The sequence below is a fragment of the Hydrogenophaga sp. UC242_50 genome (assembly GCF_042697355.1).
Taxonomy (GTDB): domain Bacteria; phylum Pseudomonadota; class Gammaproteobacteria; order Burkholderiales; family Burkholderiaceae_C; genus Hydrogenophaga.
The window spans coordinates 1578827-1601589 of the sequence record NZ_CP170553.1 but is presented as its reverse complement, the minus strand read 5'-3'; the positions used below and the strand labels follow the sequence as shown (position 1 = coordinate 1601589).

The window sequence follows — 22763 nt, the reverse complement described above, 5'->3', positions numbered from 1 at the left end:
GGCCTCAGAGGTCCGGCGACAGCGGCATCACCACCGAGCCGTCGAGGTGCTTGATCGGGCCGCTCGCGTTCGGGTTGATGTCGAAGTCGAAGATCTGCGTCGGCAGCCACAGCGTGGCGCAGGCGTTGGGCACGTCCACCACGCCGCTGATGTGGCCCTGCACCGGCGCCGTGCCCAGGATGGAGTAGGCCTGCGCGCCCGAGTAGCCGAACTTCTTCAGGTACTCGATGGCGTTCAGGCAGGCCTGGCGGTAGGCCACGTTCACGTCCAGGTAGTACTGCTTGCCGCTCTCGTCCACGCTGATGCCCTCGAAGATCACGTAGTCGTTGTAGGTCGGCGTGATCGGGCTGGGCTTGAAGATCGGGTTCTTGATGCCGTACTTGGCCATGCCGTCCTTGATGATGGACACCTTCATGTGCACCCAGCCGGCCATCTCGATGGCGCCGCAGAAGGTGATCTCGCCGTCGCCCTGGCTGAAGTGCAGGTCGCCCACCGAGAGGCCCGCGCCGTCCACGTAGACCGGGAAGAACACCTTGGAGCCGCGCGAGAGGTCCTTGATGTCGCAGTTGCCGCCGTGTTCGCGCGGCGGCACGGTGCGCGCGCCGGTGGCCGCCGCCTTGGCCTTGGCTTCGCCCGTGAGCTTGCCCATGTGCGCCGTGCCGGCGAAAGGCGGGTTGGCCAGGCCGCTGGTGGCCGGGTCGGAGTCGATCAGCGCCTGCTCGCGCGTGTTCCAGGTCTCCAGCATCTTGGGGTCGGGCAGGCAGCCGATCAACCCCGGGTGGATCAGGCCGGCGTACTTCACGCCCGGCACGTGGCGCGAGGTGGTGAACATGCCGTGGAAGTCCCAGATCGATTTCTGCGCCTGCGGGAAATGCTCGGTGAGGAAGCCGCCGCCGTTCTTCTTGCTGAAGAAGCCGTTGAAGCCCCACAGGCTGTCGTCCTTGGCGCCGATGTCGAGTAGCTCGACCACCAGCAGATCGCCGGGCTTGGCGCCCTTCACGCCCACCGGGCCACTGAGGTAGTGCACCGTGGTGAGGTCGATGTCGCGCACGTCGTCGGCGCTGTCGTTGTTCTGGATGAAGCCGCCGGTCCAGTCGTAGGTCTCGAGCACGAAGTCGTCGCCCGGGTTGACCCAGCAGGCCATCGGGATGTCCGGGTGCCAGCGGTTGTGCACCATTTCGTTGGACGGTGCGGGGGCGTTCAGATCGACTTTGATGAGGGTCTCGGGCATGGCTTGTGCTCCTGGGGTGGACGGGAAAGGGAAAGGGGGGAATCAGACGGAGAGGTAGGACTTGATGTGCTGCTGGTCGGTGTCGGCGCGGTCGGTCTCGTGCACCAGGCGGCCGCCCTCGATGACGAACAGGCGGTCGGCCACGTCCATGGCGAACGAGAGCACCTGCTCGGAGACCACGATGGTGATCTTGCGCATCTTGCGGATCTCGTTGAGCGCCTTGGCGATGTCCTTGATGATGGACGGCTGGATGCCTTCGGTGGGCTCGTCGAGCAGCAGCACCTTGGGGTCGGTGACGAGCGCGCGCGCGATCGCCAGCTGCTGCTGCTGGCCGCCCGAGAGGTTGCCGCCCTTGCGCCGGCGCATGTCCCACAGCACCGGGAATAGCGCGTAGATCTCTTCGGGGATGGTCTTGTCCTTGGCGTTCTCCAGGCCGGTCTGGATGTTCTCTTCCACCGTGAGCGTGGGAAAGATCATGCGGCCCTGCGGCACGTAGGCGATGCCCTTGCGCAGCGCGCTGGAAGCTCTCCAACTGCGAGACCTCCTGGCCGGCCACCGAGATGTGGCCGCTCTTGATCGGCAGCACGCCGATCAGGCTCTTGAACAGCGTGGTCTTGCCCATGCCGTTGCGGCCCATGATGGCCACGGTTTCGTTCTCGCGGCCTTCGAACGAGATGCCGTGCAGCGCCTGGCTCTGGCGCATAGGCGACGACGAGGTCCTTGACTTTCAGCATGGTGGTGACTCCTTCAGTGGCCGAGGTACACGTCGATGACCTTGGGGTCGGCCTGCACCTGGTCCATCGGGCCTTCGGCCAGGATCTTTCCCTGGTGCATGACGGTGACCTTGTGCGCGATCTTCTTGACGAAGTCCATGTCGTGCTCGATCACGATCACGGCGCGGTTCTGGCAGATGCGCTGCAGCAGCTCGGCGGTCAGGTCGCGCTCGCGCGCGCTCATGCCGGCGATGGGTTCGTCCAGCATCAGCAGCTCGGGCTCCTGCATCAGCAGCATGCCGATCTCCAGCCACTGCTTCTGCCCGTGCGAGAGCAGGCCGGCTTCGGTCTCCAGCTTGTCGCCCAGGCCGATGTCCTCGGCCACCGCCTTCACGCGGGCCTGGATCTCCTCGGTGGCGGTGAAGGCCAGCGCCCCCCAGACCGAACGCCCCGAGGGAAAGGACACCTCCAGGTTCTGGAACACCGAGAGGTTCTCGTAGATCGACGGCGTCTGGAACTTGCGCCCGATGCCCTTGCGCACCCGCTTGTGCTCGGGCACCCGGATGATTTCCTCGTTCTTGAACTTGATGCTGCCCGCGCTGGCCTTGGTCTTGCCGCAGATCAGGTCCAGCAGCGTGGTCTTGCCCGCGCCGTTGGGGCCGATGATCACGCGCAGCTCGTTCTTGTCGACGTAGAGCGTGAGGGCGTCGATGGCCTTGAAGCCGTCGAAGGAAACCGTCAGGTCTTCCACGGAGAGGGCGAAGTCGGTGTTGCTCATGAGGTTCTCCGTGGGCTCAGACGCCTTGGCTTCGGGTGCCGTCGGGCAACTTCACCTCGGCCTTGGGTTTGCGCCATCGGTGCATGAGGGGGCGGCGAAGGCGGCTGGGGCCGCGCGGCCGAGGCCTCGCGCAGCGCGGCCTGGCGCGACTTCCACCACGGCACGATCCTGCTTTCCCACAAGCCGGCCAGGCCCATGGGGAAGGCCATGGTCACGCCGATGAAAAGGCCCGCCATCAGGAACAGCCAGAGGTCGGGGAAGCTTTCCGAGAAGAAGGTCTTGCCGGCGTTGACCAGCAGCGCGCCGTACACCGCGCCCACCAGGCTCATGCGCCCGCCCACGGCGGCGTAGATCACCATCTCGATCGAGGGCACGATGCCCACGAAGCTGGGCGACATGAAGCCCACCTGCAGCGTGAACAGCGCGCCACCGATGCCCGACAGCGCGGCCGCCAGGCAGAACACGAAGATGCGGAAGTCGGCCACGTCGTAGCCCGAGAAGCGCACGCGGTCTTCCTTGTCGCGCATGGCCAGCAGCAGGGTGCCGAGCTTGCTGGTCTGGATCCAGCGGCAGACCACGATGGACAGCACCAGCAGGCCCACGCAGACGTAGTACAGGATGTATTTGGCGCTGTCGGTGCGCGTGTCCCAGCCCAGCAGGGTCTTGAGGTCGGTCATGCCGTTGACGCCGCCGGTGTAGCCCTGCTGGCCGATGATGAGCACCGTGAGGATCAGCGCCACGGCCTGCGTGATGATGGCGAAGTACACCCCGCCCACGCGCCGCTTGAACATGGCGAAGCTGACGAGCCAGGCCAGCAGCGTGGGCACCACGATGACGGCGGCCAGCGCGAACGGAAAGCTCTTGAACGGCACCCAGAACGAGGGCAGCTCGGTGAGCTGGTTCCAGTCCATGAAGTCCGGGATGCCGGGGGTGGACTGGATCTTCGTCGCTTCAGGGTCGGAGGCCTCCAGCTTGAGGAACATCGCCATGGCGTAGCCGCCGAGGCCGAAGAACACGCCCTGCCCCAGGCTGAGCACGCCACCATAGCCCCACAACATCACCAGGCCGATGGCCACGAAGGCGTAGGTGAGGTACTTGCCGACCAGGTTGAGGCGGAAGATGTCGAGGCTGAGCGGCAGCACCACCGCGAGCAGCACGGTGAGCAGGACCAGGCTGGCGAGCTGGTAGCGGGTGATCCAGGCTTTCAGGGCGTTCATGACGGACTCCGGGAGACAAAGAAATCAACGACGCACCTTGGATGCGAACAGACCCTGAGGCCGCAGCATCAGGATCACGACGATCAGCGACAGCGTGAGCATCTTGGCCATGGAGCCGGCCATGAAGAACTCGGTGATCGACTGCGTCTGGGCGATGCCGAAGGCCGAGACCACGGTGCCCAGCAGGCTGGCCGCGCCGCCGAAAGTGACGACCAGGAAGGCGTCGACGATGTAGAGCGAGCCCGAGGTCGGTCCGGTGGAGCCGATGGTGGTGAAGGCCGCGCCGGCCACGCCGGCGATGCCGCAGCCGATGGCGAAGGTCAGTCGGTCGGTCTTCCTGGTGTCGATGCCGATGGCGTTGGCCATCACGCGGTTGCTCACCGTGGCGCGCACCCGCAGGCCCCAGCGGCTCTTGTGCAGCGCGATCAGCACGCCGGCGGTGACCACGATCGCCAGGGCCAGCACGAACATGCCGTTGATGGGGATGTCCAGCCCCTCGGCCGGCGCCCAGGAACCCAGCAGCCAGTCGGGCAGCGTGGGGCTCACTTCCTTGGGGCCGATGAAGGTGCGGAAGCACTGCTGCAGCGCCAGGCTGATGCCCCAGGTCGCCAGCAGCGTGTCCAGCGGGCGCTTGTACAGGTGGCGGATCAGCGCCCACTCCACCAGCCAGCCCGCGATGAAGGCGAAGAAGAAGGCGGCCACGATGGCGAACGGAAAGTACGCCGCCACCGCGCCGGGGCTGATCGCATTGGCCAGCGTCGAGCCCAGGAAGACGGTGTAGGCGCCAATGGTCATGAACTCGCCATGCGCCATGTTGATCACGCCCATCTGCCCGAAGATGATGGCCAGGCCCAGGCCCATGAGCAGCAGCACCGCGAACAGGCTCAGGCCGGCGAAGCCCTGCATCAGGCCGATGTTGAGCAGGTCGTTGAAACTCATGTTGAAGACTCCAGGGCAAGAAGGGAGGCGGCCGCGGCGTGGGTGCGCCGCGGCAGGGTGGGTCAGCTCACTGGTAGCCTTTGGGGAACGGATCGGGTTTGATCAGCTCGGGTGACTCCGCCACCACCTTGAAGGTCGCGTCCGGCATGCCCATGGCGATGCGCGACTTGCTCCACAGGTGGTGGTTCGGGTCGAGCTTCACGTAGCCCTCGGGCGCCGTGGTGAGCTCGATGCCGGTGCGCGAGGCGGCCACCACCTTGTCCACGTCGAAGCTCTTGGCCTTCTCGACCGCGGCCTTCCACAGCCAGGGGCCGAGGTAACCCGCCCTGGGTCACGTCGCCGATCACCGCGTCCTTGCCGTACTTGGCCTTGAAGGCGGCCACGAACTTCTTGTTGTTCGCGTTGTCCAGCGACTGGAAGTACTTCATCGACGAGTAGAAGCCCGCGAAGTTCTCGCCGCCCACGCCGGTCATTTCGTCCTCGGTCACCGAGAGCGTGACCAGCAGCTGCTTGTCGCCGGTGATGCCGGCGGCCTTGAGCGCCTTGTAGAAGGCCACGTTGGAGCCGCCCACCACCGCGCAGAAGATGCAGTCGGGCTTCTGCAGCTTGATCTTGTTCATCAGCGAGCCGAAGTTGGTGCTGCCCAGCGGGTAGTACTCCTCGCCGACGACCTTGCCCTTCTGGAAGTTCTCGATGTGCTTGCGCGCGATCTTCATCGAGGTGCGCGGCCAGATGTAGTCGGAGCCGATCAGGAAGAAGGTCTTGGCCTTCTTCTCCTTCTGCGCCCAGTCCAGGCTGTAGAGGATCTGCTGCGTGGCTTCCTGGCCGGTGTAGATCACGTTCTTGGACTGCTCCAGGCCTTCGTAGAAGGTGGGGTAGTACAGCAGGCCGTTTTCCTTCTCGAACACCGGCAGCACGGCCTTGCGCGAGGCCGAGGTCCAGCAGCCGAACACGGCGGCGCAGCGGTCGTTGATCAGCAGCTTCTTGGACTTTTCGGCGAAGGTCGGCCAGTCGGAGGCGCCGTCTTCCTTGATCACCTTGATCTTGCGGCCCAGGATGCCGCCCATGGCGTTGATCTCGTCGATGGCGAGCTGCTCGGCCTGGATGGAGCCCGTTTCCGAGATCGCCATGGTGCCGGTGGACGAATGCAGCTGGCCCACGGTGACTTCGGTGTCGGTCACGGCCAGCTTGGTGGTGTTCACCGAGGCGGTGGGCTGGCCGAAGCTCCAGGCCGGCAGGCCGGCCAGGCCGGCGACGCCCAGCAGCTGCAGCACGCGGCGGCGGCTGGCTTCCGGGGTTTCGAGGCATTCGGACGGCTGGGCATTCGGATCGGAAGGGTGCTTCATGGAGGACTCCTGGGACGTTTGGGGCGGTGGAACCGGCGGTGTGCCGACTGGGGTGAAGACTAGGGAAAGCCCTTGATCCGGCCCATACGTCAAATAACGTAGAGGCCCCGTCTGGTGGGTAGGGCCGGTTCTTGCTAGCGTCCCGGGCATGCCCTCGCCCGAGCCCGCCCACCCCGTCGCCACGCAGAAAATCTTCCGGTTCCGCCGGGAATACAACTCGTGGGTGGCCGACGAGACCATGGAGGACTACGCCCTGCGCTACACGCCGCGCAGCTTCCGCAAATGGAGCGAGTGGCGGGTGGCGAACACCGCCTTCGGCTCGCTGTCCTTCCTGGCGCTGGAGGCCATCGGCGGCGCGATCGCGGTGAACTACGGCTTCGCCAACGCCATGTGGGCCATCCTGGTGGTGGGGCTGGTGATCTTCTTCACCAGCCTGCCCATCGCCTACTGCGCCGCGCGGTACGGGCTGGACATGGACCTGCTCACCCGGGGCGCCGGCTTCGGCTACCTGGGCTCGACCATCACCTCGCTGATCTACGCGGTGTTCACCTTCATCTTCTTCGCCATCGAGGCGGTGATCATGGCGCTGGCCCTGCAGATGGCGACCGACTGGCCGCTGGCCTGGTGTTACCTGATCTCGGCGGTGGTCATCATTCCGCTGGTGATCCGGGGCATCACCCTCATCTCCAAGCTGCAGGCCTGGACGCAGCCGCTCTACCTGTTCCTGCTGGTGCTGCCCTTCGTGTGGATCGGGCTCTCGCAACCCCAGCTGTACCGCGACTTCACCAGCCTCACCGGCATCCGCTCGGGCAGCAGCGAGTTCCACCCGCTGATGTTCGGCGCGGCGGCGGCCGTCATCTTCTCGCTGGTGGTGCAGATCGGCGAGCAGGTGGATTTCCTGCGCTTCATGCCCGAGCGCAAGCGCGAGAACCGCTGGCGCTGGTGGGCCGCGGTGCTGATCCCGGGCCCGGGCTGGATCGTCATGGGCATGCTCAAGATGGTGGGCGGCGCCTTCCTCGCGTTCGCCGCCATGCAGTTCGAGGTGAACCCCGAGCGCACCACCGAGCCCACGCAGATGTTCCTGGCCGGCTTCACCGAGGCCGTGGGCCACCCCGGGCTGGCGGTGGCGATGACGGTGGTGTTCGTGATCCTGGCGCAGGTCAAGATCAACGTGACGAACGCCTACGCCGGCTCGCTGGCCTGGTCCAACTTCTTCGCGCGCGTCACGCACAGCCACCCCGGCCGCGTGGTCTGGCTGGTGTTCAACGTCTGCATCGCCACGCTGCTGATGCTGCTGGGCGTGTTCGCCGGCATCGAGAAGGTGCTGGGCGTCTACAGCAACGTGGCGATCGCCTGGGTCGGCGCGCTGGTGGCCGACCTCATCATCAACAAGCCCTTGGGCCTGAGCCCCAAGGGCATCGAGTTTCGGCGCGCCTACCTGTACGACTTCAACCCGGTGGGCATGGGTTCCATGATCATCGCGGCGCTGGTGGCCAGCCTGGCCTACGCGGGCGTGATGGGCGAAGTCGCGGCGGCCTTCTCGCCCTTCATCGCGCTCGGCCTGGCGCTGCTGCTCTCGCCCCTGATCGCCTGGGCCACCCAGGGCAGGTACTACCTGGCGCGCACGCCCTCGGGCGGCTGGGCGCCCGGCGAGGCGGTGCGCTGCTCGGTGTGCGAGAACCAGTTCGAGTCGGAAGACATCGCCAGCTGCCCGGCCTACCAGGCGCCCATCTGCTCGCTGTGCTGCTCGCTCGAATCGCGCTGCCACGACCGCTGCAAGACCAACTCGCGCGCCATCGATCAGGTGCGCGCCGCCCTCACCGCCGTGCTGCCGCAGGGCGCGATGGTGCGGGTCAACTTCCGCGCCGGCCAGTTCCTCGCGGTCTGGTTGTCGCTGAGCGCGGTCATGGCCTTCCTGATCGGCATGGTCTACCTGCAGGAGAGCCTGCACGCGCCGGCCGAGGCCCTGCAATCGCCCTTGCTCAAGATCTACGCCTTCCTGGTGCTGCTGGCGGCGGTGTGTTCGTGGTGGGTGGTGCTGACCACCGACAGCCGGCGCATGGCGCAGGACGAGTCCGAGCGGCAGACGCAGCTGCTGATGCGGGAGATCGACGCCCACCAGCGCACCGACGCCGAGCTGCAGTCCGCGCGCGACCGCGCCGAGACCGCCAGCCAGGCCAAGACGCGCTACGTGGCCGGCATGACGCACGAGCTGCGCACGCCGCTCACCAGCATCCTGGGCTATGCGCAGATCCTGCTGAAGAACAACGAGATCTCGGTCTGGGTGCGCGAGACCATCGCCACCATGCAGCGCAGCGGCCAGCACATGCACGCGCTGATCGACGGTTCGCTGGACCTCGCGCGCATCGAGGCCGGCCGCCTCAAGCTCGACCCGGTGCCGCTGCCGCTGGGCCAGCTGCTGGAAGACGTGGAGCGCATGGTGCGCCCGCAGGCCGAGGCCAAGGGCCTGCGCTTCGTGGTGCAACAGGAAGGCGAGCTGCCGGCCTGGGTGCGGGCCGACGCCAAGCGCCTGCGCCAGATCCTGATCAACCTGCTGAGCAACGCGGTGCGCTTCACCGACCAGGGCGAGGTCACGCTGCGGCTGGACTTCCGCCAGCAGGTGGCGCGCATCGACGTGATCGACACCGGCATCGGCATCGCCGCGCAGGACCAGAAGCGCATCTTCCTGCCCTTCGAGCGCGGCAGCGCCGGGCGGCGCGCGCTGGACACCGGCACCGGCCTGGGCCTGACCATCACGCACCTGCTCACCGACATGATGGGCGGCGAGCTGCTGCTCAAAAGCCGCCCGGGCCACGGCAGCACCTTCTCGCTGCGCCTGTACCTGCCGCCCATCCCCTCGGACCCGAAACACCCGCTGCCCATCCCCTCCACGCTGCGCGCGGTCACCGGCTACCTCGGCGAGCGCCGCACCCTGCTGGTGGTGGACGACCAGCCGCTGCACCGCCAGCTGCTCGCCAGCATCCTGGTGCCGCTGGGCTTCGTGGTGCGCGAGGCCGCGAGCGGCCAGGAATGCCTGGAGATCATCGAACAGCACGCGCCCCACGGCCTGCTGCTGGACCTCACCATGGACGGGCTCGATGGCTGGCAGACCGCCGCCGCCGTGCGCCAGCTGCTGCCCGCCTCCCGCCTGCCCATCGTGTTCGTCTCGGCCAACCTGTTCGACAACCGGCCCGAGCAGCTGACCGCGCTGGACTGCCAGGGCTTCGTCGCCAAGCCCATGATGGAGTCGGAACTGCTCGACGCGCTCCAGCACGCGCTGGCACTGGAGTGGGTGACCGAGCAGGCGCCGGCCACCCCGCCGGTGAGCTTCGTGCGCCACCGCGTCACCGGCCTGCCGCTGCCCGAAGACCTGCGCGAGGAGCTGCAGCGCCTGGCCCGCCAGGGGCAGGCCGCCGCGCTGCGCCAGCGACTGTGGCAGGCCCAGACCGCCGAACCCGCGCACGCCGCCACGCTGGCGCTGCTGCAGTCCTGCGCGGACCGCTTCGATTTCCAGACCCTGATCGAGTACCTCAGAGACACCGCGGAGCTGACGGAAGATGACATCGACACCTGACCCCATGGCCCCTGTGCCGCCGTCGGTCACGCCCCCCGTGATCCTGGTGGTGGACGACGCCGTGGACACCCTTCGCATGCTGGGCGACGCGCTGGTCGCCGAGGGCTACGTGGTGCTCGCCGCGCGCGACGCCGACGAAGCCCTGGAGCGCTTCGAGGTCGCCGTGCCCGACGGCGTGCTGCTCGACGCGGTGATGCCCGGCATGGACGGTTTCACGCTGTGCGAACGGCTCAAGGCCACGCCGGCCTGGTCGCACGTGCCCATCGTCTTCATGACCGGTCTGTCCGAAAGCGAGCAGATCCTGCGCGGCTTCGCCAGCGGCGGGGTGGACTACGTGGTCAAGCCGCTGCGCATTCCCGAGGTGATGGCGCGCCTGGCCACCCACGTGCGCAACGCGCGCGTGACCCGCCTGGCGCAGGAAGCGGTGGACGTGGCCGGCATGGGCACGGTGGTGCTGGACACGCAGGGCCGCCTGGCCTGGCGCTCGCCCCAGGCCACGGCCTGGCTGGCGCTGGCCTTCGGCCAGGACGCCGCCGCCGGCCAGCGCGCGCGCGAATGGCTGGGCGCCTCGCTGAACCAGCGCGAGACGACGCGCGACCTCGGCCGCCACGGCCGCCTGCTGGCGCGCCACATGGGCCAGGGCAACCTGGGCGAAGCCATGCTGCTGCTCACGCTCACGCCGCCCGACAGCGACGCCGCGCAGCGCCTGCGCGACATCGCGCTCACGCCGCGCGAGACCGAGGTGCTGTCGTGGCTGGCCAAGGGCAAGACCAACCGCGACATCGCCGACATCCTGGGCATGAGCCACCGCACGGTGAACAAGCACCTGGAGCACGTTTTCGAGAAGCTCGGCGTGGAGACGCGCTCGGCGGCGGCGGCGATCGCGGGCAAGCTGCTGCCGCAGGATTGAGCCTTGCCAGGGTCACGCGATCGCCGTGACCTCCCGCATCGCTGGAAGCCTGGCCGTGAAACAGGTGCCCGCCTCTTTCGACGAGCTCCGAAATCTCGAACCAGTTCAGGTCCAGGTTTGCAGCGACCTCGACGGACGACGGCTCACCGCCGTGCACGATCGCGTTGCTAACAGATTCGACAGCAGTTGCTGGACACGCCCGACATCGCACGCCACGGACCCGGACAGGTGGTACCGCTCGACGACGGTGGACGCCGGGTGCGCATCCCGCAATTCCGCCACCACGTCCCGAAGCGCGGACTCGATGTGGGCCACGGGTTCGATGTGGATGCCCATGCCGGACCCAGCCGCCCTCGGGTGAAGTCCAGCACATCGTTGATGAGCTTGGACATGCGCCGGGTAGCCCGACGCGGCACGCAACGGCGCAGAACGGAGACCGTCCGCAGGCACACGCGTTCGAGACGCCAGGTCTGTGCGCCAAAGCACCGACGCGGCCGGGCCGGCGATCCATGCTGGAGGCGGCCCAGATGCCGCCTGCAGAAAATCCCTTCCGCCCCACCCGAGAACACCATGAACCAGCCCCTGAAACCCCTCGACATCACCGAACTGCGCCAGTCCGCGCGCCAGCACATCGAAGAGGGCGCCGTGACCGCCGGCTACAGCGCCAACCGCCAGGAAGTCATCGACCTGCTCAACGAGGCACTGGCCACCGAACTGGTGTGCGTGCTGCGCTACCGGCGCCACCACTTCATGGCCAGCGGCATCCACTCGCAAGCCACTGCGGCCGAGTTCCTGGTCCATTCGAACGAGGAACAGGGCCATGCCGACCAGCTGGCCGAGCGCATCGTGCAGCTCGGCGGCGAGCCCGACTTCTCGCCCGACACCCTGACGAAGCGCAGCCACGCCGAGTACGTCGAAGGCGCCACGCTGGGCGACATGATCCGGGAGAACCTGGTGGCCGAGCGCATCGCCATCGACAGCTACCGCCACGCGATCGAGTTCGTCGGTGCGGACGACCCCACCACCCGCCGGCTGTTCGAGTCCATCCTCGAGGTGGAAGAGGAACACGCGGACGAACTGGCCGATCTGCTGACGCAGGTGCCGGACAAGCCCCGCGCCCTCTGATCCACCACGAGGCCGGCGCTACCAGTCGAAGCCTTCGCGCTCGGCGACCGAGCGCGGGTCGCTGCTCCACACGTGCAGCACGAAGTCCGCCTCGCGCACTTCGCACAGCGTGGGCAGCCCTAGGCCCCGCGCCAGCCGCTTGTGCACGGCCTCGCCGTCCAGCGCGCAGCCATCGATGGGGCGGCGCCAGTGACACGCCAGCACCGTGCCGCCGGGCAGCAGGGATTCGCGCGCCTGCCCGGCGATGGCATCGAGCGAGGCCACGTCCACGAAGTAGCCCAGTTCGCTTATGGCGATCAGGTCGAACCGGCCCACGGGCCAATCGGCCGGCAGGTGCGCCCGCACCACCTCGACGTGGGGAAACGCGGCCAGCCGGGCGCGGGCGAGCTCCACCGCACGGGCCGACACATCCGACACCCGCAAGCGCTCGCAGCGTTCGGCCAGTTGCGCCGAGAGTTCACCGTTGGCGCAACCCGGCTCGTACCCGCTGGTGTAGCGCCGCGTGGGCAGGCAGGCCACCGTCAGCGCGCGCTTGCGCGCCTCGTACCAGCGCGATCGGAAACCCCAGGGGTCGTCGTTCTGCCGGAACAGCTCGTCGAAGTGCCACGGGCTCGGGACGTTGGGCATGGTCAGACGAAGAAGTACTCGTGGCGCCACGCCGCCCGCGCCAGCAGGTGGGGGCCCAGCACCGCGCCCACGCTGGCGCTGCGCGGCGTGAGCTGCGTGACGTGGGCCGCCAGCGCCGCCTGCTTGCGCGCGCAGGCGTCGGTGCTCAGGGCCAGGCGGCGCAGGCGGTGCCAGGGCACGCGCGCGTCGGCGGGGGCAGCCCAATGCCACATCCACACCGGCGCCGCGAGGAAACGACAGCCCACGCGCAGGCACGCGCCCTGGGTGACGCGGCCGGTGCTGTCGTGATCGGGATGGCCGTCCCCTTCCCAGGTGCTCATCACCACATCGCCAGGGCGCAGGAAGAACAGCAACCAGCCGCGCAGCAAGCCGCCTTGGGCCTGCACGTCGCCGTCCGGCAGGGCCAGCATGTGCACCTGCGGTTTCGCGATGCCCAGCCGCGCCAGGCCACGCAGCCGCTCCGCGCGGCGCTGCGCCGCCAGCTCGCAGCGGCCCGGCGGGGACAGCCCGGCGTGGCTGGCCTCCCCGTCGGTCACGGCGACGAACACCACCTCGCCCCCGCGCGCGGCATGCATCGCCACCAGCGCACCGCAGGCGAGCACCTCGTCGTCGGGATGGGGCGCTACCACCACGAGGCGCTGCGACGGCGCGAGCGCCTGCGCCATCGACAGCTCCGAGCACGGCGTGGCGGCCAGCCAGCGTTGCCAGGTGGGTTCGCTGGTGCCCTCGCCTTCGATCCGCCGAGGCGTTTCTACAGCGACCATGGCGCGCCCTCCGCTGCGGCCGTGCGCTCGCCCAGCGCGGCCAGGTCGCGTTCGGCGTGGCTCTGGCGCAGGTAGACCGGCAGGTCCGCCGCCATGCGCGCGAAGCGCCGGTCACGGCAGAACGGCGTGGCGCCCAGCGCGCGGCCCGCTTCGTCCAGCACCAGGGTGGCGCTGCGCTCGGCGCACAGCCGCACGCGCAAGGCCAGCGCGCTGGCGTCCCGCGCGGGGTGCTCGTCGATCCACCTCGCAGCCTCGCGCAGCAAGGCGGCCGTGGATTGCAAGGCCACGTCGACCCGGCCCAACGCGGCCATCCGGAAGGCGCTGCGCTGTTCGGGAGGCGCTTCGGCAATCGCCCGGCGCAAGGTGTTCGCCAGCGCGAGGGCTCCGCCATGCCAGCAGGCGGCGATGCCCGCGCCGCCCTGCCAGAAACCCGGGCGCTGCAGGTAGGCGCCTGCGTCGCCCACGCAGTGGCCCACCGCGTCCTGGAACGTGATGTCCCCGCTGGCGCTGGCCGCCATGCCGACCGCCTGCCACGCGGCGTCCGACACGCACACGCCCGGCTGTGCCATCGCCACGCGCACCAGTTGTGGCTTCGTGCCATCGGCGGACCAGGCGGTGAGCACACCGTGGCTCAGCCGCGCGGCACCGGAGCACCAGGCCTTGCGGCCGTTCAAACGCACTTCGTCCGCTGCGCAGGCCTCGAAACGGGTGCGCCCGCCCGGCGCCTCCGAGGCCCACATGCCCCAGGTGGAGCCGACCGGCCGCGGCGTCCCGGGTGCGACCTCCGCCAGCACGGCCAGGGCATCGAGGTGCCCTTCATAGAGCTTGGCCAGCGACAGGTCATGCTCGGCGACCGCACACAGCAGCTGCCACCGCATCAAGGTGCGGCCCTGGGCAGGCAAAGGCACCTCGTCCAGGCCCTGGTGCACCAGTTCCGCCAGCCCCTGCGCCGGGCCGGCGTCGGGGTCCAGCCGGGCCAGCGCGCCGCTCAGTCGCGCGCGCAGGCATGCGCGGGCGCCGGGAGGGCTCATGCCCCACGCTCTGAGGACATCGGCAGGCGACCCTGGGCCAGGGCAAGCAGGGTCGAACCGAATCCGCCGGGCGCACGGAACAGCTTGCGCGCGCTGGTCACGACGCGCGGCGCGGCCGACCACGCGATGCGCGCGCCCACCGCTTGCAGCGCCAGCACGAAGGCCACATCCTCGCGGGTGGCGAGCGGCTCGAAGCCTCCCGCCCGGTGGTAGGCCTCGGCGCTGACGCCCAGGTTGGCGCCATGGATGTGCTGGTGCCCATCGGCGTCGGTGTAGGTGGCATCGAAGTGGCGGCGCATGGGATCGCCATAGACGCCCCAGTCGGTCACGCTCACCGTGCCGCACACCGCGTCGCTGTCCAGGGCCATCTGCTCGTGCAGCCATTCGGGGGCCACGGTGGTGTCGGCATCGGTGAAGGCGAGCCAGCGCGCGCCCAGGGCCAAGGCCAGGCGCGCGCCCGCCGCGCGGGCCATGCCGACGTTGCGCACGTCGACCGAGGTGGTGACCGCGCCGGCCTCGTGGGCGATGGCCGCCGTGCCGTCGGTGCAGGCATCCAGCACCACGATGGTCAGCACCTGCTCGCCCGCCAGTCCCGGGCAGGCGGCGGCGGCCGACACCGAGCGCAGGCAGACGCCGATGGCCTCTTCTTCGTTGTTCGCGGGAATGATGATGGCCAACAAGGCGTGCTCCGGTGCCGGAAGGCACGATGGGCCATTACATCGGTGGCGGCCCTGCGGGTCTGTTCGGTACCGCGCTGTGCCCGGCCCGGGCGGCGCGTCAGCGCGGCGACCAGGCGCCCTGGGCCGCCGCGTCCCGCGCGAAGTCCGCGAAGTCGCGCGGTGCCCGGCCCAGGGCGCGCTGCACGCCGTCGGCCAAGTGGGCGTTGCGGCCGTCCAGCACGTCGTTGAACAGGTAGCGCAGCAGCTCCACCACCTCCGGCGGCTCGCCCTGCGCCGCCATCGCGTCGGTGAAGGCGTCCAGCGGGATCGGTGTGCAGCGCACCGGCCGGCCGATGGCGCGCGCGATTTCCTCGGCCGCCTGCGCGAACGTGAGCAGGCGCGGGCCGGTCAGCTCGTAGACCTGCCCCCCATGGCCGTCCTGCGTCAGCGCGGCCACGGCCACGTCGGCGATGTCGTCGGCGTCCACGAAGGGCTCGGCCACGTCGCCCACCGGCAGCGCCAGTTCACCGGCGAGCACGCCGTCGAGGAAACCGCCTTCGCTGAAGTTCTGGTTGAACCAGGTGGCGCGCACCACGGTCCAGTCGGCGCCCGAGGCCTGCACCGCCTGCTCGGCCCGTTCCGCGCCCTCTTCCCCGCGCCCGGACAGCAGCACCACCCGGCGCACGCCGCGCTGCACGGCCAGCCGCGCGAACGCGCCCACCGTGTCCGCCGCGCCGGGCACGGCGAGGTCGGGGAAGTACGAGAGGTAGACCGAGCCCGCGCCTTGCAGGGCCGGTGCCCAGGTGGCGGGGTCGTCCCAGCTGAACGGGGGCGTGGCGCTGCGCGAGCCCATGCGCCAGGGCCGGCCGAGCGCGCTCAGGCGCTGCGCGACGCGGCGGCCGGTCTTGCCGTGGCCGCCGAGCACCAGGGTGGGTGAGGGGGTGGTCATGTCGAATCTCCTTGGGATCGGTGCCGACGAATGTGCCGGCTTGCCAGGCGTCCAGTGTCCGCAGGCCACGTGGGATCAACAATGATTCAGAAGCGCTCTTTCATGACCATTCGTCCAGGTGCATTGGACGATGGCACCGCACCGGCCGATACTCCCCGGCATGAAAGCCAAAGACCTCTGGCCCGCCATCGACCCGCTCGGCGAGGCCCTGCATTTCCTGCGCATGAGCGGCAGCTTCTATTGCCGCTCCGAGGTCACGGCGCCGTGGTCGGTGGCCTTGCCCGCGCTCGACGACTGCCTGATGTTCCACGTCGTGACGGCCGGCGAATGCTGGATCGCGGTGCCCGGTGTGGCGCCCCGGCTGCTGCGCGCCGGCGAGTTCGCGCTGGTGCCGCACGGCCAGGGCCATGCCTTCTACAGCGGCCCCGACGTGCCCACCGTCGCGCTGTTCGACCTGCCGCGCCAGACCGTCAGCGAGCGCTATGAAGTTCTGCGCCACGGCGACGGTGGTGCGCCCACCAGCATGGTCTGCGGCGTGGTGCGCTTCGATCACCCGGCGGCCGAGCGGCTCGTGAAGCTGCTGCCGAAACTGCTCTGCGTCGACAGCGCCAGCGCGGGGCAGCACGAGTGGATGCAGCACAGCCTGCGGCTGATGATGTCGGAGGCGCGAACGCTGCTGCCTGGGGGCGAGACCATCATCACGCGGCTGGCGGACATCCTGGTGATCCAGGCCATCCGCAACTGGATGGCGCAGGACCCGGCCGCGCAGACCGGCTGGATCGGCGCGCTGCAGGACAAGCAGATCGGCCGCGCGCTCGCGCTCATCCACCTCGACCCCGCCCGGCCCTGGACGGTGGCCTCGCTGGCCTCGGAGGTGGCGATGTCGCGCTCCGCGCTCTCGGCCCGCTTCACGGCGCGCGTGGGCGAGCCGGTCATGCAGTACCTCGCGCGCTGGCGCATGCATCTCGCGCTGGCGCAACTCAAGGAGGACGACGCGCCGCTGGCCGACCTGGCGAGCCGCCACGGCTACGAGTCCGAGGCCGCCTTCAGCCGCGCCTTCAAGCGCTGGGTCGGCACCTCGCCGGGCGCGGCGCGACAGGCCTCACGCCGCGCGGCCCGGGCCTGAGGGGCCGCCGCCGCTCAGTCCCACACCGGCGCCAGGCCGTCGGGGTTCACCAGGCGCTCGCCCCGGTCCAGCGCGTCGATGCGCGCCAGCTCGCTGTCGCTCAGGCGCAGCGTGGGCGCGAGCAGGTTGCCCTGCAGGTTCTCGCGCTTCGTGGACGAAGGAATCACCGCGAAGCCGCGCTGCAGCGCCCAGGCCAGCACCACCTGGGCCGGTGTCCAGCCGCGCGAGCGCGCCAGCTCGGTGACCACGGCATCGCCCAGCACCTTGCCGTAGGCCAGCGTCATGTACGAGGTGAGGTGGATGCCCTGCTCGCGCGCGAAGGCCACGAGTTTCGGGCTTTGCAGGTAGGGGTGCAGCTCGATCTGGTTGGTGGCGATGGCCTTCGCGCCCACCACGTCGATCGCCTGGCGCAGCAGCGGGATGGTGAAGTTGGAGACGCCGATGTGCGCCGTCAGGCCCTGGGCCTGCGCGGCCTGCAACGCGTGCAGCGAATCCGCCAGCGGCACGGCGCCCGCGGGCGAGGGCCAGTGGATCAGCGTGAGGTCCACCTGGTCCAGGCGCAGCTTGCGCAGGCTCTCCTGCAGGCTGGGCACGAGCTTCTCGGCGGCCAGGTGCTCGGTCCAGACCTTGGTGGTGACGAACAGCTCGCGGCGCGGCACGCCACTCTCGGCGATGGCCTGGCCGACCTCGGCCTCGTTGCCGTAGATCTGCGCGGTGTCGATGTGGCGGTAGCCGAGTTCCAGTGCCTGGCGCACGGCGTCGATGACGACCTGGCCCTGCAGGCGGAAAGTGCCGAGGCCGAAGGAAGGGATGGGGGTGTTCATGGTGTGTCTTTCAAAAAAAGGGAGTCAGTGACCAGCGTACGCCGCTGTGCGTCCGCCGCTGCGGGCCGGTGCCGGGTCGCGCGCGTCGAGGCGGCCGCTCCACACGGTCAGGCCGAACGCGCCGAGCACCACCAGGGCGCCGATCCAGGGCGTGTGGCGCAGGCCGATGCCGTCCACGATCCAGCCACCGCCCCAGGCGCCGAGCGCGATGCCGAGGTTGAAGGCCGCGATGTTCAGGCCCGAGGCCACGTCGATGGCGCGCGGCGCGAAGCGCTCGGCCTGCTGCACCACGTAGACCTGCAGACCCGCCACGTTGCCGAAGGCCACGGCGCCCCAGGCCAGCACGGTCAGCACCATGAGCCAGGGGTTGGAAACGGTGAAGGTCAGCACCAGCAGCACCAGCGCGAGCAGCGAGAAGATGATCTTCAGCGCGGGGATGGGGCCCTTGCGGTCGGCCAGCCTGCCGCCCCAGAGGTTGCCCACCGCCACCGACAGGCCGTAGGCCAGCATCACGCCGCCGACCGCGCTGGCCTGGAAACCGGTGACCTGCTGCAGCATGGGCGCGAGGTAGGTGAAGGCCACGAAGGTGCCGCCGTAGCCCACGGCCGTCATCGCGTACACCAGCAGCAGGCGCGGCTGCCTGAGCACCGCCAGCTGTTGCAGCAGCGAGGCGGGCTGGCTGTGCGCGAGCTTGCGCGGCACGAACAGCAGGCTGCCGACGATGGCCACGATGCCCAGCGCGGCGACCGCGAGGAAGGTGGCGCGCCAGCCGAAGTGCTGGCCGATGAAGGTGCCCAGCGGCACGCCGGTGACCAGCGCCACGGTGAGGCCGCTGAACATGGTGGCGATCGCGCTGGCCGCCTTCTCCTTGGGCACCAGGCCGGTGGCGATGGTCGAACCGATGGAGAAGAACACACCGTGCGCCAGGCCGGTGAGGACGCGCGCGGCGATCAGCGTCTCGTAGCCCGGCGAGAGCCAGGCCAGCAGGTTGCCGACGGTGAAGAGCACCATCAGCGAGAGCAGCAGCGTCTTGCGCGGCAGCTTGCCGGTGAGCGCGGTGAGCACCGGCGCGCCCACGGCGACGCCCAGCGCGTACAGGCTGACCAGCAGGCCGGCCGAGGGCAGGCTCACGCCGAGGTCGGCCGCGATGGTGGGGATGAGGCCGACGATGACGAACTCGGTCGTCCCGATGGCGAAGGCGCTGATGGTCAGCGCGAGCAAGGCTAAAGGCATGAAACCACTCCGAAGGGCTGGAAAGGTTCGCAGTGTGGGCCGGTTCTTTCTTGAGAAAAAGCGGTTGCCTGGAACAACATTTGTGCCGAAAATTCAAGAATGAAGACCACCCTCGACGAACTGCTCGCCTTCAGGACCGTGGTGGACACGGGCTCCATCAGCGCCGCCGCCGAGCAGCTGGGCCAGACCAGCTCGGGCATCAGCCGCGCGCTCAGCCGGCTGGAGCAGAAGCTCAACACCACGCTGATGCGGCGCACCACGCGGCGCCTGGAGCTGAGCGAGGAAGGCCAGCTGTTCCTCGCGCGGGCGCGCGAGATCCTGCAGTCGGTCGAGGCCGCCGAGGACGAACTGGCCTGCCGCCACCTCAAACCCGCCGGCAAGCTGCGCGTGAACGCGGCTTCACCCTTCATCCTGCACGTGCTGGTGCCGCTGGTGAACGACTTCCTGGCCGAGTACCCCGACATCGAGCTGGAGCTGCACAGCGGCGACAGCATCATCGACCTGATCGAGCACCGCGCCGACGTGGCGGTGCGCATCGGCACGCTGCGCGACTCCACGCTGCACGCCAGGCCGCTCACCTCGTACCGCCTGCGCCTGTACGCCAGCCCGGCCTACCTGAAGAAGGCCGGCCGGCCGACCAAGGTGGAGGACCTGGCGCGGCACGCGCTGCTGGGCTTCACCCAGCCCGAGGTGCTCAACACCTGGCCGCTGCGCCACCCCGACGGCGACGGCCTGGCGATCACGCCCACCATCGCCGCCTCCAGCGGCGAGACGGTGCGCCAGCTCGCGCTCGCGGGCGCGGGCATCGCCTGCCTGTCCGACTTCATGACCGGGCCCGACCGCGCCCGGGGTGACCTGGTGCAGGTGCTGATGCGCGACACGCTGGAGCAACGCCAGCCGGTGCACGCGGTCTACTACCGCAACACCGAGCTGGCCTCGCGCATCCGCTGCTTCGTGGACTTCCTGGCGCTGCGCCTGGCCAGCGCCTGAACGCAGCCGGCAGAATCCACCGCATGCCGCCACCACCCTACAACGCCCCCCAGGACATGGAACGCCGCGACTGGATCGCCGGCCTGGAGAAGGGCCTGCACCTGATCGAGGCCTTCGACGCCGAACACTCGCGCCTGACCGCCAGCCAGGCCGCGCAGCGCTGCGGCATGACGCGCACCGCCACCCGCCGGTATTTGCTCACGCTGGTGCACACCGGCCACGTGACCACCGACGGCAAGCTGTTCTGGCTCACGCCGCGCGTGATGCGCCTGGGCCAGGCCTACCTGGAATCGGCGCGCCTGCCGCGCGCCGTGCAGCCCTACCTGCAGCGCGTGACCGCCGGCACCGGCGAGGTCGCCTACAGCGCCGTGCTGGACCACGACGAGCTGGTCTACATCGCGCGCAGCGGCACGCAGCGCCACCTCAACACCGGCTACATGCTGGGCTCGCGCGTGCAGCCGCACCTGACGGCCGCCGGCATGGTGATCCTGGCCGCGCTCGGGCCGGGCTTCTGGGAACCCTGGCTCGCGGCGCAGACGCTGCGCCCCTTCACCTCGCACACCGTGCTGGACAAACAGCAGCTGCAGCAGAACCTGGTGCAGGCGCGCCAACAGGGCTGGGCGATTTCGGAACAGCAGCTGGAGATGAACTACCGGGGCATCGCCGTGCCGCTGTGGGACCACAACGACGAGCTGCTGGGCGCGATGAGCGTGACCATGCCCATGAACAACGAGACCAGCGAGCTCGCGGTCAAGCGCATCCTGCCGGTGCTGCAGGACACCGCGCGCAGCGCGCGGCCCCTGCTGTGAGCTCAAAGGCCCCGCCTTACTCCTTCGGCATCCTGGCCGCCAGCGCCTCCAGCATCGGCAGGCTGGCATCCAGCGAACGCTGCCACTCGGCGCCCGGCAGGTAGCTGATCACCGACGCATAGGACGACGCGGTCTTCAGGAATTCGGGATCTTTCAGGCTGCTCGCGATCGCCTGTTGCAGCCGCGCCTGGATGTCGGCCGGCACGGCCTTGGGCGCGGCGAACCCGCGGTCGGACGGCATCACCACGGCAATGCCCTGCTCCTTGGCCGTGGGCACGTCCTTGATCGCCGGCGCGCGCGTTTCCATGAACTGCGAGACGATGCGCAGCGGCACGGCCTCCTTCTCGGGCGCGGGCACCGCGGTGAGGCTGGTGAACATGAAATCGGTGTGCGCACCCAGCAGCGAGTTCTTCGACTGGCTGGAGCCGTTGAACGGAATGTCGTTGAGTTTCACGCCGGTTGCGCAGTTGCAGCTGCAGCATCGCCAGGTGGCCGTTGGTGCCCACGCCGTTGTAGCCGAAGGTCAGCGAGTTGGGCTTGTCCTTGAGCGCGGCCACCACCTGCGTGAGCGAGGTGTAGGGGCTGTTGGCGCGCGCCACCAGGAAGGTGGGGTCGCTCACCACACGGGCCAGCAGCGAGAGCTGTTTCGGGTCGTACTGCGCCTTCTTGGTCAGCGGCACGAACAGCAGCGGCGGCACATTGACCACGCCGAGGGTGTAGCCATCGCCGGCGGCCCGCTGCACATAGGCGTTGGCGATCTCGCCCGAGGCGCCCACCTTGTTGATGACCACCAGGTTCGCCTTGCCGCCCAGGTGCTTCTGGATGAAGGGCGCCAGGCCGCGCGCCATGATGTCGGTCTCGCCGCCAGCGGCGAAGCCGACGACGATTTCAATGGGTTTGTCGTCGGGCCAGGCGGCGTGGGCGGTGGTCAGGGTCGAGGCCAGCATCGCCGCCAGCACGGCGGTGCGCTTGAAGGTGTTGAACATGGGAAAAATGTCTCCGTCGGTGTTGTGAGGAAAAGGAAAGGATCAGTCGAACAGGTCCGGGTCCGAGCGGCAGATGGCGTCGTAGATGGGCTGGAAATGCAGCCACGCGATGAAGGGCGTGCCCAGGTGCGTCGACGAGTGGGCCACCGCCTCGGCGCCGATGTGCTGCAGCGGATGGCCCGTGGCTTCGGCCTTGAGCTGGATTTCGCAGGCCCGCTCCGCCGCGATGAACCACCAGGCGGCTTCGTCCACGCTGTCGCGGCCGGCCGAGAACAGGCCATGGTTCTGGTGAATGGCGATCTTGTTCTCGCCGAACGCCGCGGCCACGCTCGCGCCGGCGCTGCGCTGCACCACCACGGCACCGGCCTCTTCGGCGATCAGCGCGTGGTCGTTGTGGAAGCTGGCGGCCGTCTGCGTGATCGGGTCGAGCTTGCGGCCGAGCGCGGCCCAGGCCATGCCGTTCGTGGTGTGCGCATGGCACGAGGCCACGATGTGCGGGTTGGCCTCGTGGATCGCGGCGTGCAGCACGAAGCCGGCCCGGTTGACCGCCCAGCGGCCTTCCAGCACCTTGCCGTCGTGGTCGACCAGCAGCAGGTCGGACGTGCGCACACGGCCGAAGTCCATGGCGAAAGGATTCGTCCAGTACAGGTCCGTGTGCTCGGGATCGCGCACCGTCACATGGCCGGCAAAACCGTATTCGTAGCGGAACCGGGCGAACACGCGGCACACCGCCGCCAGGCGTTGCTTGCGGTGCAGGCGTTCCTCGGCGAAGGTCGCGAATTGCGGCGGCTGGGGGAAGTACAGGCCTTCCTGTTCGGGTTGGTAGACGGATCGGCCGGCCTGCGCCGGCGGGTGGGTGTTCATGGTGGGTCTCTGTCCAGGTCGGGTGTTCTGGCTGGGCAGTCTATGAAGGACCCGCCGTGGGCGCCAAT

Annotated in this window: 21 protein-coding genes and 3 pseudogenes; 7 read left to right on the top strand and 17 right to left on the bottom strand. The window is 69.2% G+C overall.

What is annotated here, in order from left to right:
* Nucleotides 1-4: 4 nt before the first annotated feature.
* The 6 genes and pseudogenes from fmdA to urtA all read right to left on the bottom strand — a co-directional run bounded on the left by fmdA (nucleotide 5) and on the right by urtA (nucleotide 6224).
* Nucleotides 5-1231, bottom strand: a complete 1227-nt coding sequence (gene fmdA, locus ACFJGX_RS08250) for a formamidase (protein WP_382322038.1) — start codon at nucleotides 1229-1231, stop codon at nucleotides 5-7.
* Between the two features lie 42 nt (nucleotides 1232-1273).
* A pseudogene (urtE, locus tag ACFJGX_RS08245) lies at nucleotides 1274-1965 on the bottom strand (urea ABC transporter ATP-binding subunit UrtE).
* A gap of 13 nt (nucleotides 1966-1978) precedes the next feature.
* Nucleotides 1979-2722 carry an urea ABC transporter ATP-binding protein UrtD gene (gene urtD, locus ACFJGX_RS08240; RefSeq protein WP_382322041.1) on the bottom strand — a complete coding sequence of 248 codons (744 nt, stop codon included), beginning with the start codon at nucleotides 2720-2722 and terminating at the stop codon, nucleotides 1979-1981.
* The gene (urtC, locus tag ACFJGX_RS08235; RefSeq protein WP_382328186.1) at nucleotides 2719-3939 is read right to left on the bottom strand and encodes an urea ABC transporter permease subunit UrtC; all 1221 of its coding nucleotides are present in this window, start codon (nucleotides 3937-3939) and stop codon (nucleotides 2719-2721) included. Before urtC ends, urtD begins: the two co-directional genes overlap by 4 nt.
* 24 nt (nucleotides 3940-3963) lie before the next feature.
* Complete coding sequence (gene urtB, locus ACFJGX_RS08230; RefSeq protein WP_382153929.1) at nucleotides 3964-4878, bottom strand: urea ABC transporter permease subunit UrtB; 915 nt, start codon at nucleotides 4876-4878, stop codon at nucleotides 3964-3966.
* A 67-nt stretch (nucleotides 4879-4945) separates the two neighbouring features.
* Nucleotides 4946-6224 (bottom strand): annotated as a pseudogene (gene urtA / locus ACFJGX_RS08225) (urea ABC transporter substrate-binding protein).
* 148 nt (nucleotides 6225-6372) lie between these two features.
* Here urtA and ACFJGX_RS08220 point away from each other — a divergent pair.
* Both ACFJGX_RS08220 and ACFJGX_RS08215 read left to right on the top strand, forming a co-directional pair.
* A complete protein-coding gene (locus ACFJGX_RS08220; protein WP_382328184.1) occupies nucleotides 6373-9798 on the top strand; it encodes an ATP-binding protein in 3426 nt (1141 codons plus the stop codon).
* A 4-nt stretch (nucleotides 9799-9802) separates the two neighbouring features.
* Entirely contained in the window at nucleotides 9803-10708 is a 906-nt protein-coding gene (locus ACFJGX_RS08215) for a response regulator (protein ID WP_382328182.1), read from the top strand.
* A 105-nt stretch (nucleotides 10709-10813) separates the two neighbouring features.
* On the opposite strand, the gene ACFJGX_RS08210 is transcribed toward ACFJGX_RS08215, so the two are convergent.
* Nucleotides 10814-11044, bottom strand: a complete 231-nt coding sequence (locus ACFJGX_RS08210) for a hypothetical protein (RefSeq protein ID WP_382322048.1) — start codon at nucleotides 11042-11044, stop codon at nucleotides 10814-10816.
* A gap of 234 nt (nucleotides 11045-11278) precedes the next feature.
* Here ACFJGX_RS08210 and ACFJGX_RS08205 point away from each other — a divergent pair, with 234 nt between their 5' ends.
* Nucleotides 11279-11833: a bacterioferritin gene (locus tag ACFJGX_RS08205; RefSeq protein WP_382322050.1), complete on the top strand. Its 555-nt coding sequence runs from the start codon at nucleotides 11279-11281 to the stop codon at nucleotides 11831-11833.
* An 18-nt stretch (nucleotides 11834-11851) separates the two neighbouring features.
* On the opposite strand, the gene ACFJGX_RS08200 is transcribed toward ACFJGX_RS08205, so the two are convergent.
* From ACFJGX_RS08200 to ACFJGX_RS08180, 5 genes are all read right to left on the bottom strand, one after another.
* A complete protein-coding gene (locus tag ACFJGX_RS08200) occupies nucleotides 11852-12460 on the bottom strand; it encodes a class I SAM-dependent methyltransferase (RefSeq protein WP_382322051.1) in 609 nt (202 codons plus the stop codon).
* A 2-nt stretch (nucleotides 12461-12462) separates the two neighbouring features.
* On the bottom strand, nucleotides 12463-13224 hold the full coding sequence (locus tag ACFJGX_RS08195) for a PIG-L deacetylase family protein (protein ID WP_382322052.1): 762 nt from the start codon (nucleotides 13222-13224) through the stop codon (nucleotides 12463-12465).
* A complete protein-coding gene (locus ACFJGX_RS08190; RefSeq protein WP_382322054.1) occupies nucleotides 13212-14255 on the bottom strand; it encodes an acyl-CoA dehydrogenase in 1044 nt (347 codons plus the stop codon). The genes ACFJGX_RS08195 and ACFJGX_RS08190 overlap by 13 nt, the downstream gene beginning before the upstream one ends.
* Nucleotides 14252-14935, bottom strand: a complete 684-nt coding sequence (locus ACFJGX_RS08185) for a glycosyltransferase (RefSeq protein ID WP_382322055.1) — start codon at nucleotides 14933-14935, stop codon at nucleotides 14252-14254. Before ACFJGX_RS08185 ends, ACFJGX_RS08190 begins: the two co-directional genes overlap by 4 nt.
* A gap of 97 nt (nucleotides 14936-15032) precedes the next feature.
* Complete coding sequence (locus ACFJGX_RS08180) at nucleotides 15033-15863, bottom strand: NmrA family transcriptional regulator (RefSeq protein ID WP_382322056.1); 831 nt, start codon at nucleotides 15861-15863, stop codon at nucleotides 15033-15035.
* A gap of 160 nt (nucleotides 15864-16023) precedes the next feature.
* Between ACFJGX_RS08180 and ACFJGX_RS08175 the strand changes: the two genes are divergently transcribed.
* Complete coding sequence (locus ACFJGX_RS08175) at nucleotides 16024-16989, top strand: AraC family transcriptional regulator (protein WP_382322057.1); 966 nt, start codon at nucleotides 16024-16026, stop codon at nucleotides 16987-16989.
* Between the two features lie 14 nt (nucleotides 16990-17003).
* Here ACFJGX_RS08175 and dkgB read toward each other — a convergent pair whose 3' ends face one another.
* The gene (gene dkgB / locus ACFJGX_RS08170) at nucleotides 17004-17813 is read right to left on the bottom strand and encodes a 2,5-didehydrogluconate reductase DkgB (RefSeq protein WP_382322058.1); all 810 of its coding nucleotides are present in this window, start codon (nucleotides 17811-17813) and stop codon (nucleotides 17004-17006) included.
* A 24-nt stretch (nucleotides 17814-17837) separates the two neighbouring features.
* On the bottom strand, nucleotides 17838-19046 hold the full coding sequence (locus tag ACFJGX_RS08165; RefSeq protein ID WP_382322059.1) for an MFS transporter: 1209 nt from the start codon (nucleotides 19044-19046) through the stop codon (nucleotides 17838-17840).
* A gap of 99 nt (nucleotides 19047-19145) precedes the next feature.
* Here ACFJGX_RS08165 and ACFJGX_RS08160 point away from each other — a divergent pair, with 99 nt between their 5' ends.
* The gene (locus ACFJGX_RS08160; RefSeq protein WP_382153902.1) at nucleotides 19146-20036 is read left to right on the top strand and encodes a LysR substrate-binding domain-containing protein; all 891 of its coding nucleotides are present in this window, start codon (nucleotides 19146-19148) and stop codon (nucleotides 20034-20036) included.
* Between the two features lie 23 nt (nucleotides 20037-20059).
* On the top strand, nucleotides 20060-20845 hold the full coding sequence (locus ACFJGX_RS08155; RefSeq protein ID WP_382322060.1) for an IclR family transcriptional regulator C-terminal domain-containing protein: 786 nt from the start codon (nucleotides 20060-20062) through the stop codon (nucleotides 20843-20845).
* Nucleotides 20846-20861: 16 nt separating this feature from the next.
* Here the strand turns inward: ACFJGX_RS08155 and ACFJGX_RS08150 are convergent, their stop codons facing one another.
* On the bottom strand, nucleotides 20862-21299 hold the full coding sequence (locus ACFJGX_RS08150) for a tripartite tricarboxylate transporter substrate-binding protein (protein WP_382328180.1): 438 nt from the start codon (nucleotides 21297-21299) through the stop codon (nucleotides 20862-20864).
* A 73-nt stretch (nucleotides 21300-21372) separates the two neighbouring features.
* A pseudogene (locus ACFJGX_RS08145) lies at nucleotides 21373-21693 on the bottom strand (tripartite tricarboxylate transporter substrate-binding protein); the annotation flags it as partial.
* Between ACFJGX_RS08145 and ACFJGX_RS08140 the strand changes: the two are divergent.
* On the top strand, nucleotides 21623-21859 hold the full coding sequence (locus tag ACFJGX_RS08140) for a hypothetical protein (RefSeq protein ID WP_382328178.1): 237 nt from the start codon (nucleotides 21623-21625) through the stop codon (nucleotides 21857-21859). The pseudogene ACFJGX_RS08145 and the gene ACFJGX_RS08140 sit on opposite strands and share 71 nt — an antisense overlap.
* Before the next feature lie 14 nt (nucleotides 21860-21873).
* Here the strand turns inward: ACFJGX_RS08140 and ACFJGX_RS08135 are convergent, their stop codons facing one another.
* On the bottom strand, nucleotides 21874-22695 hold the full coding sequence (locus tag ACFJGX_RS08135) for a class II aldolase/adducin family protein (protein ID WP_382322062.1): 822 nt from the start codon (nucleotides 22693-22695) through the stop codon (nucleotides 21874-21876).
* Nucleotides 22696-22763: the final 68 nt, after the last annotated feature.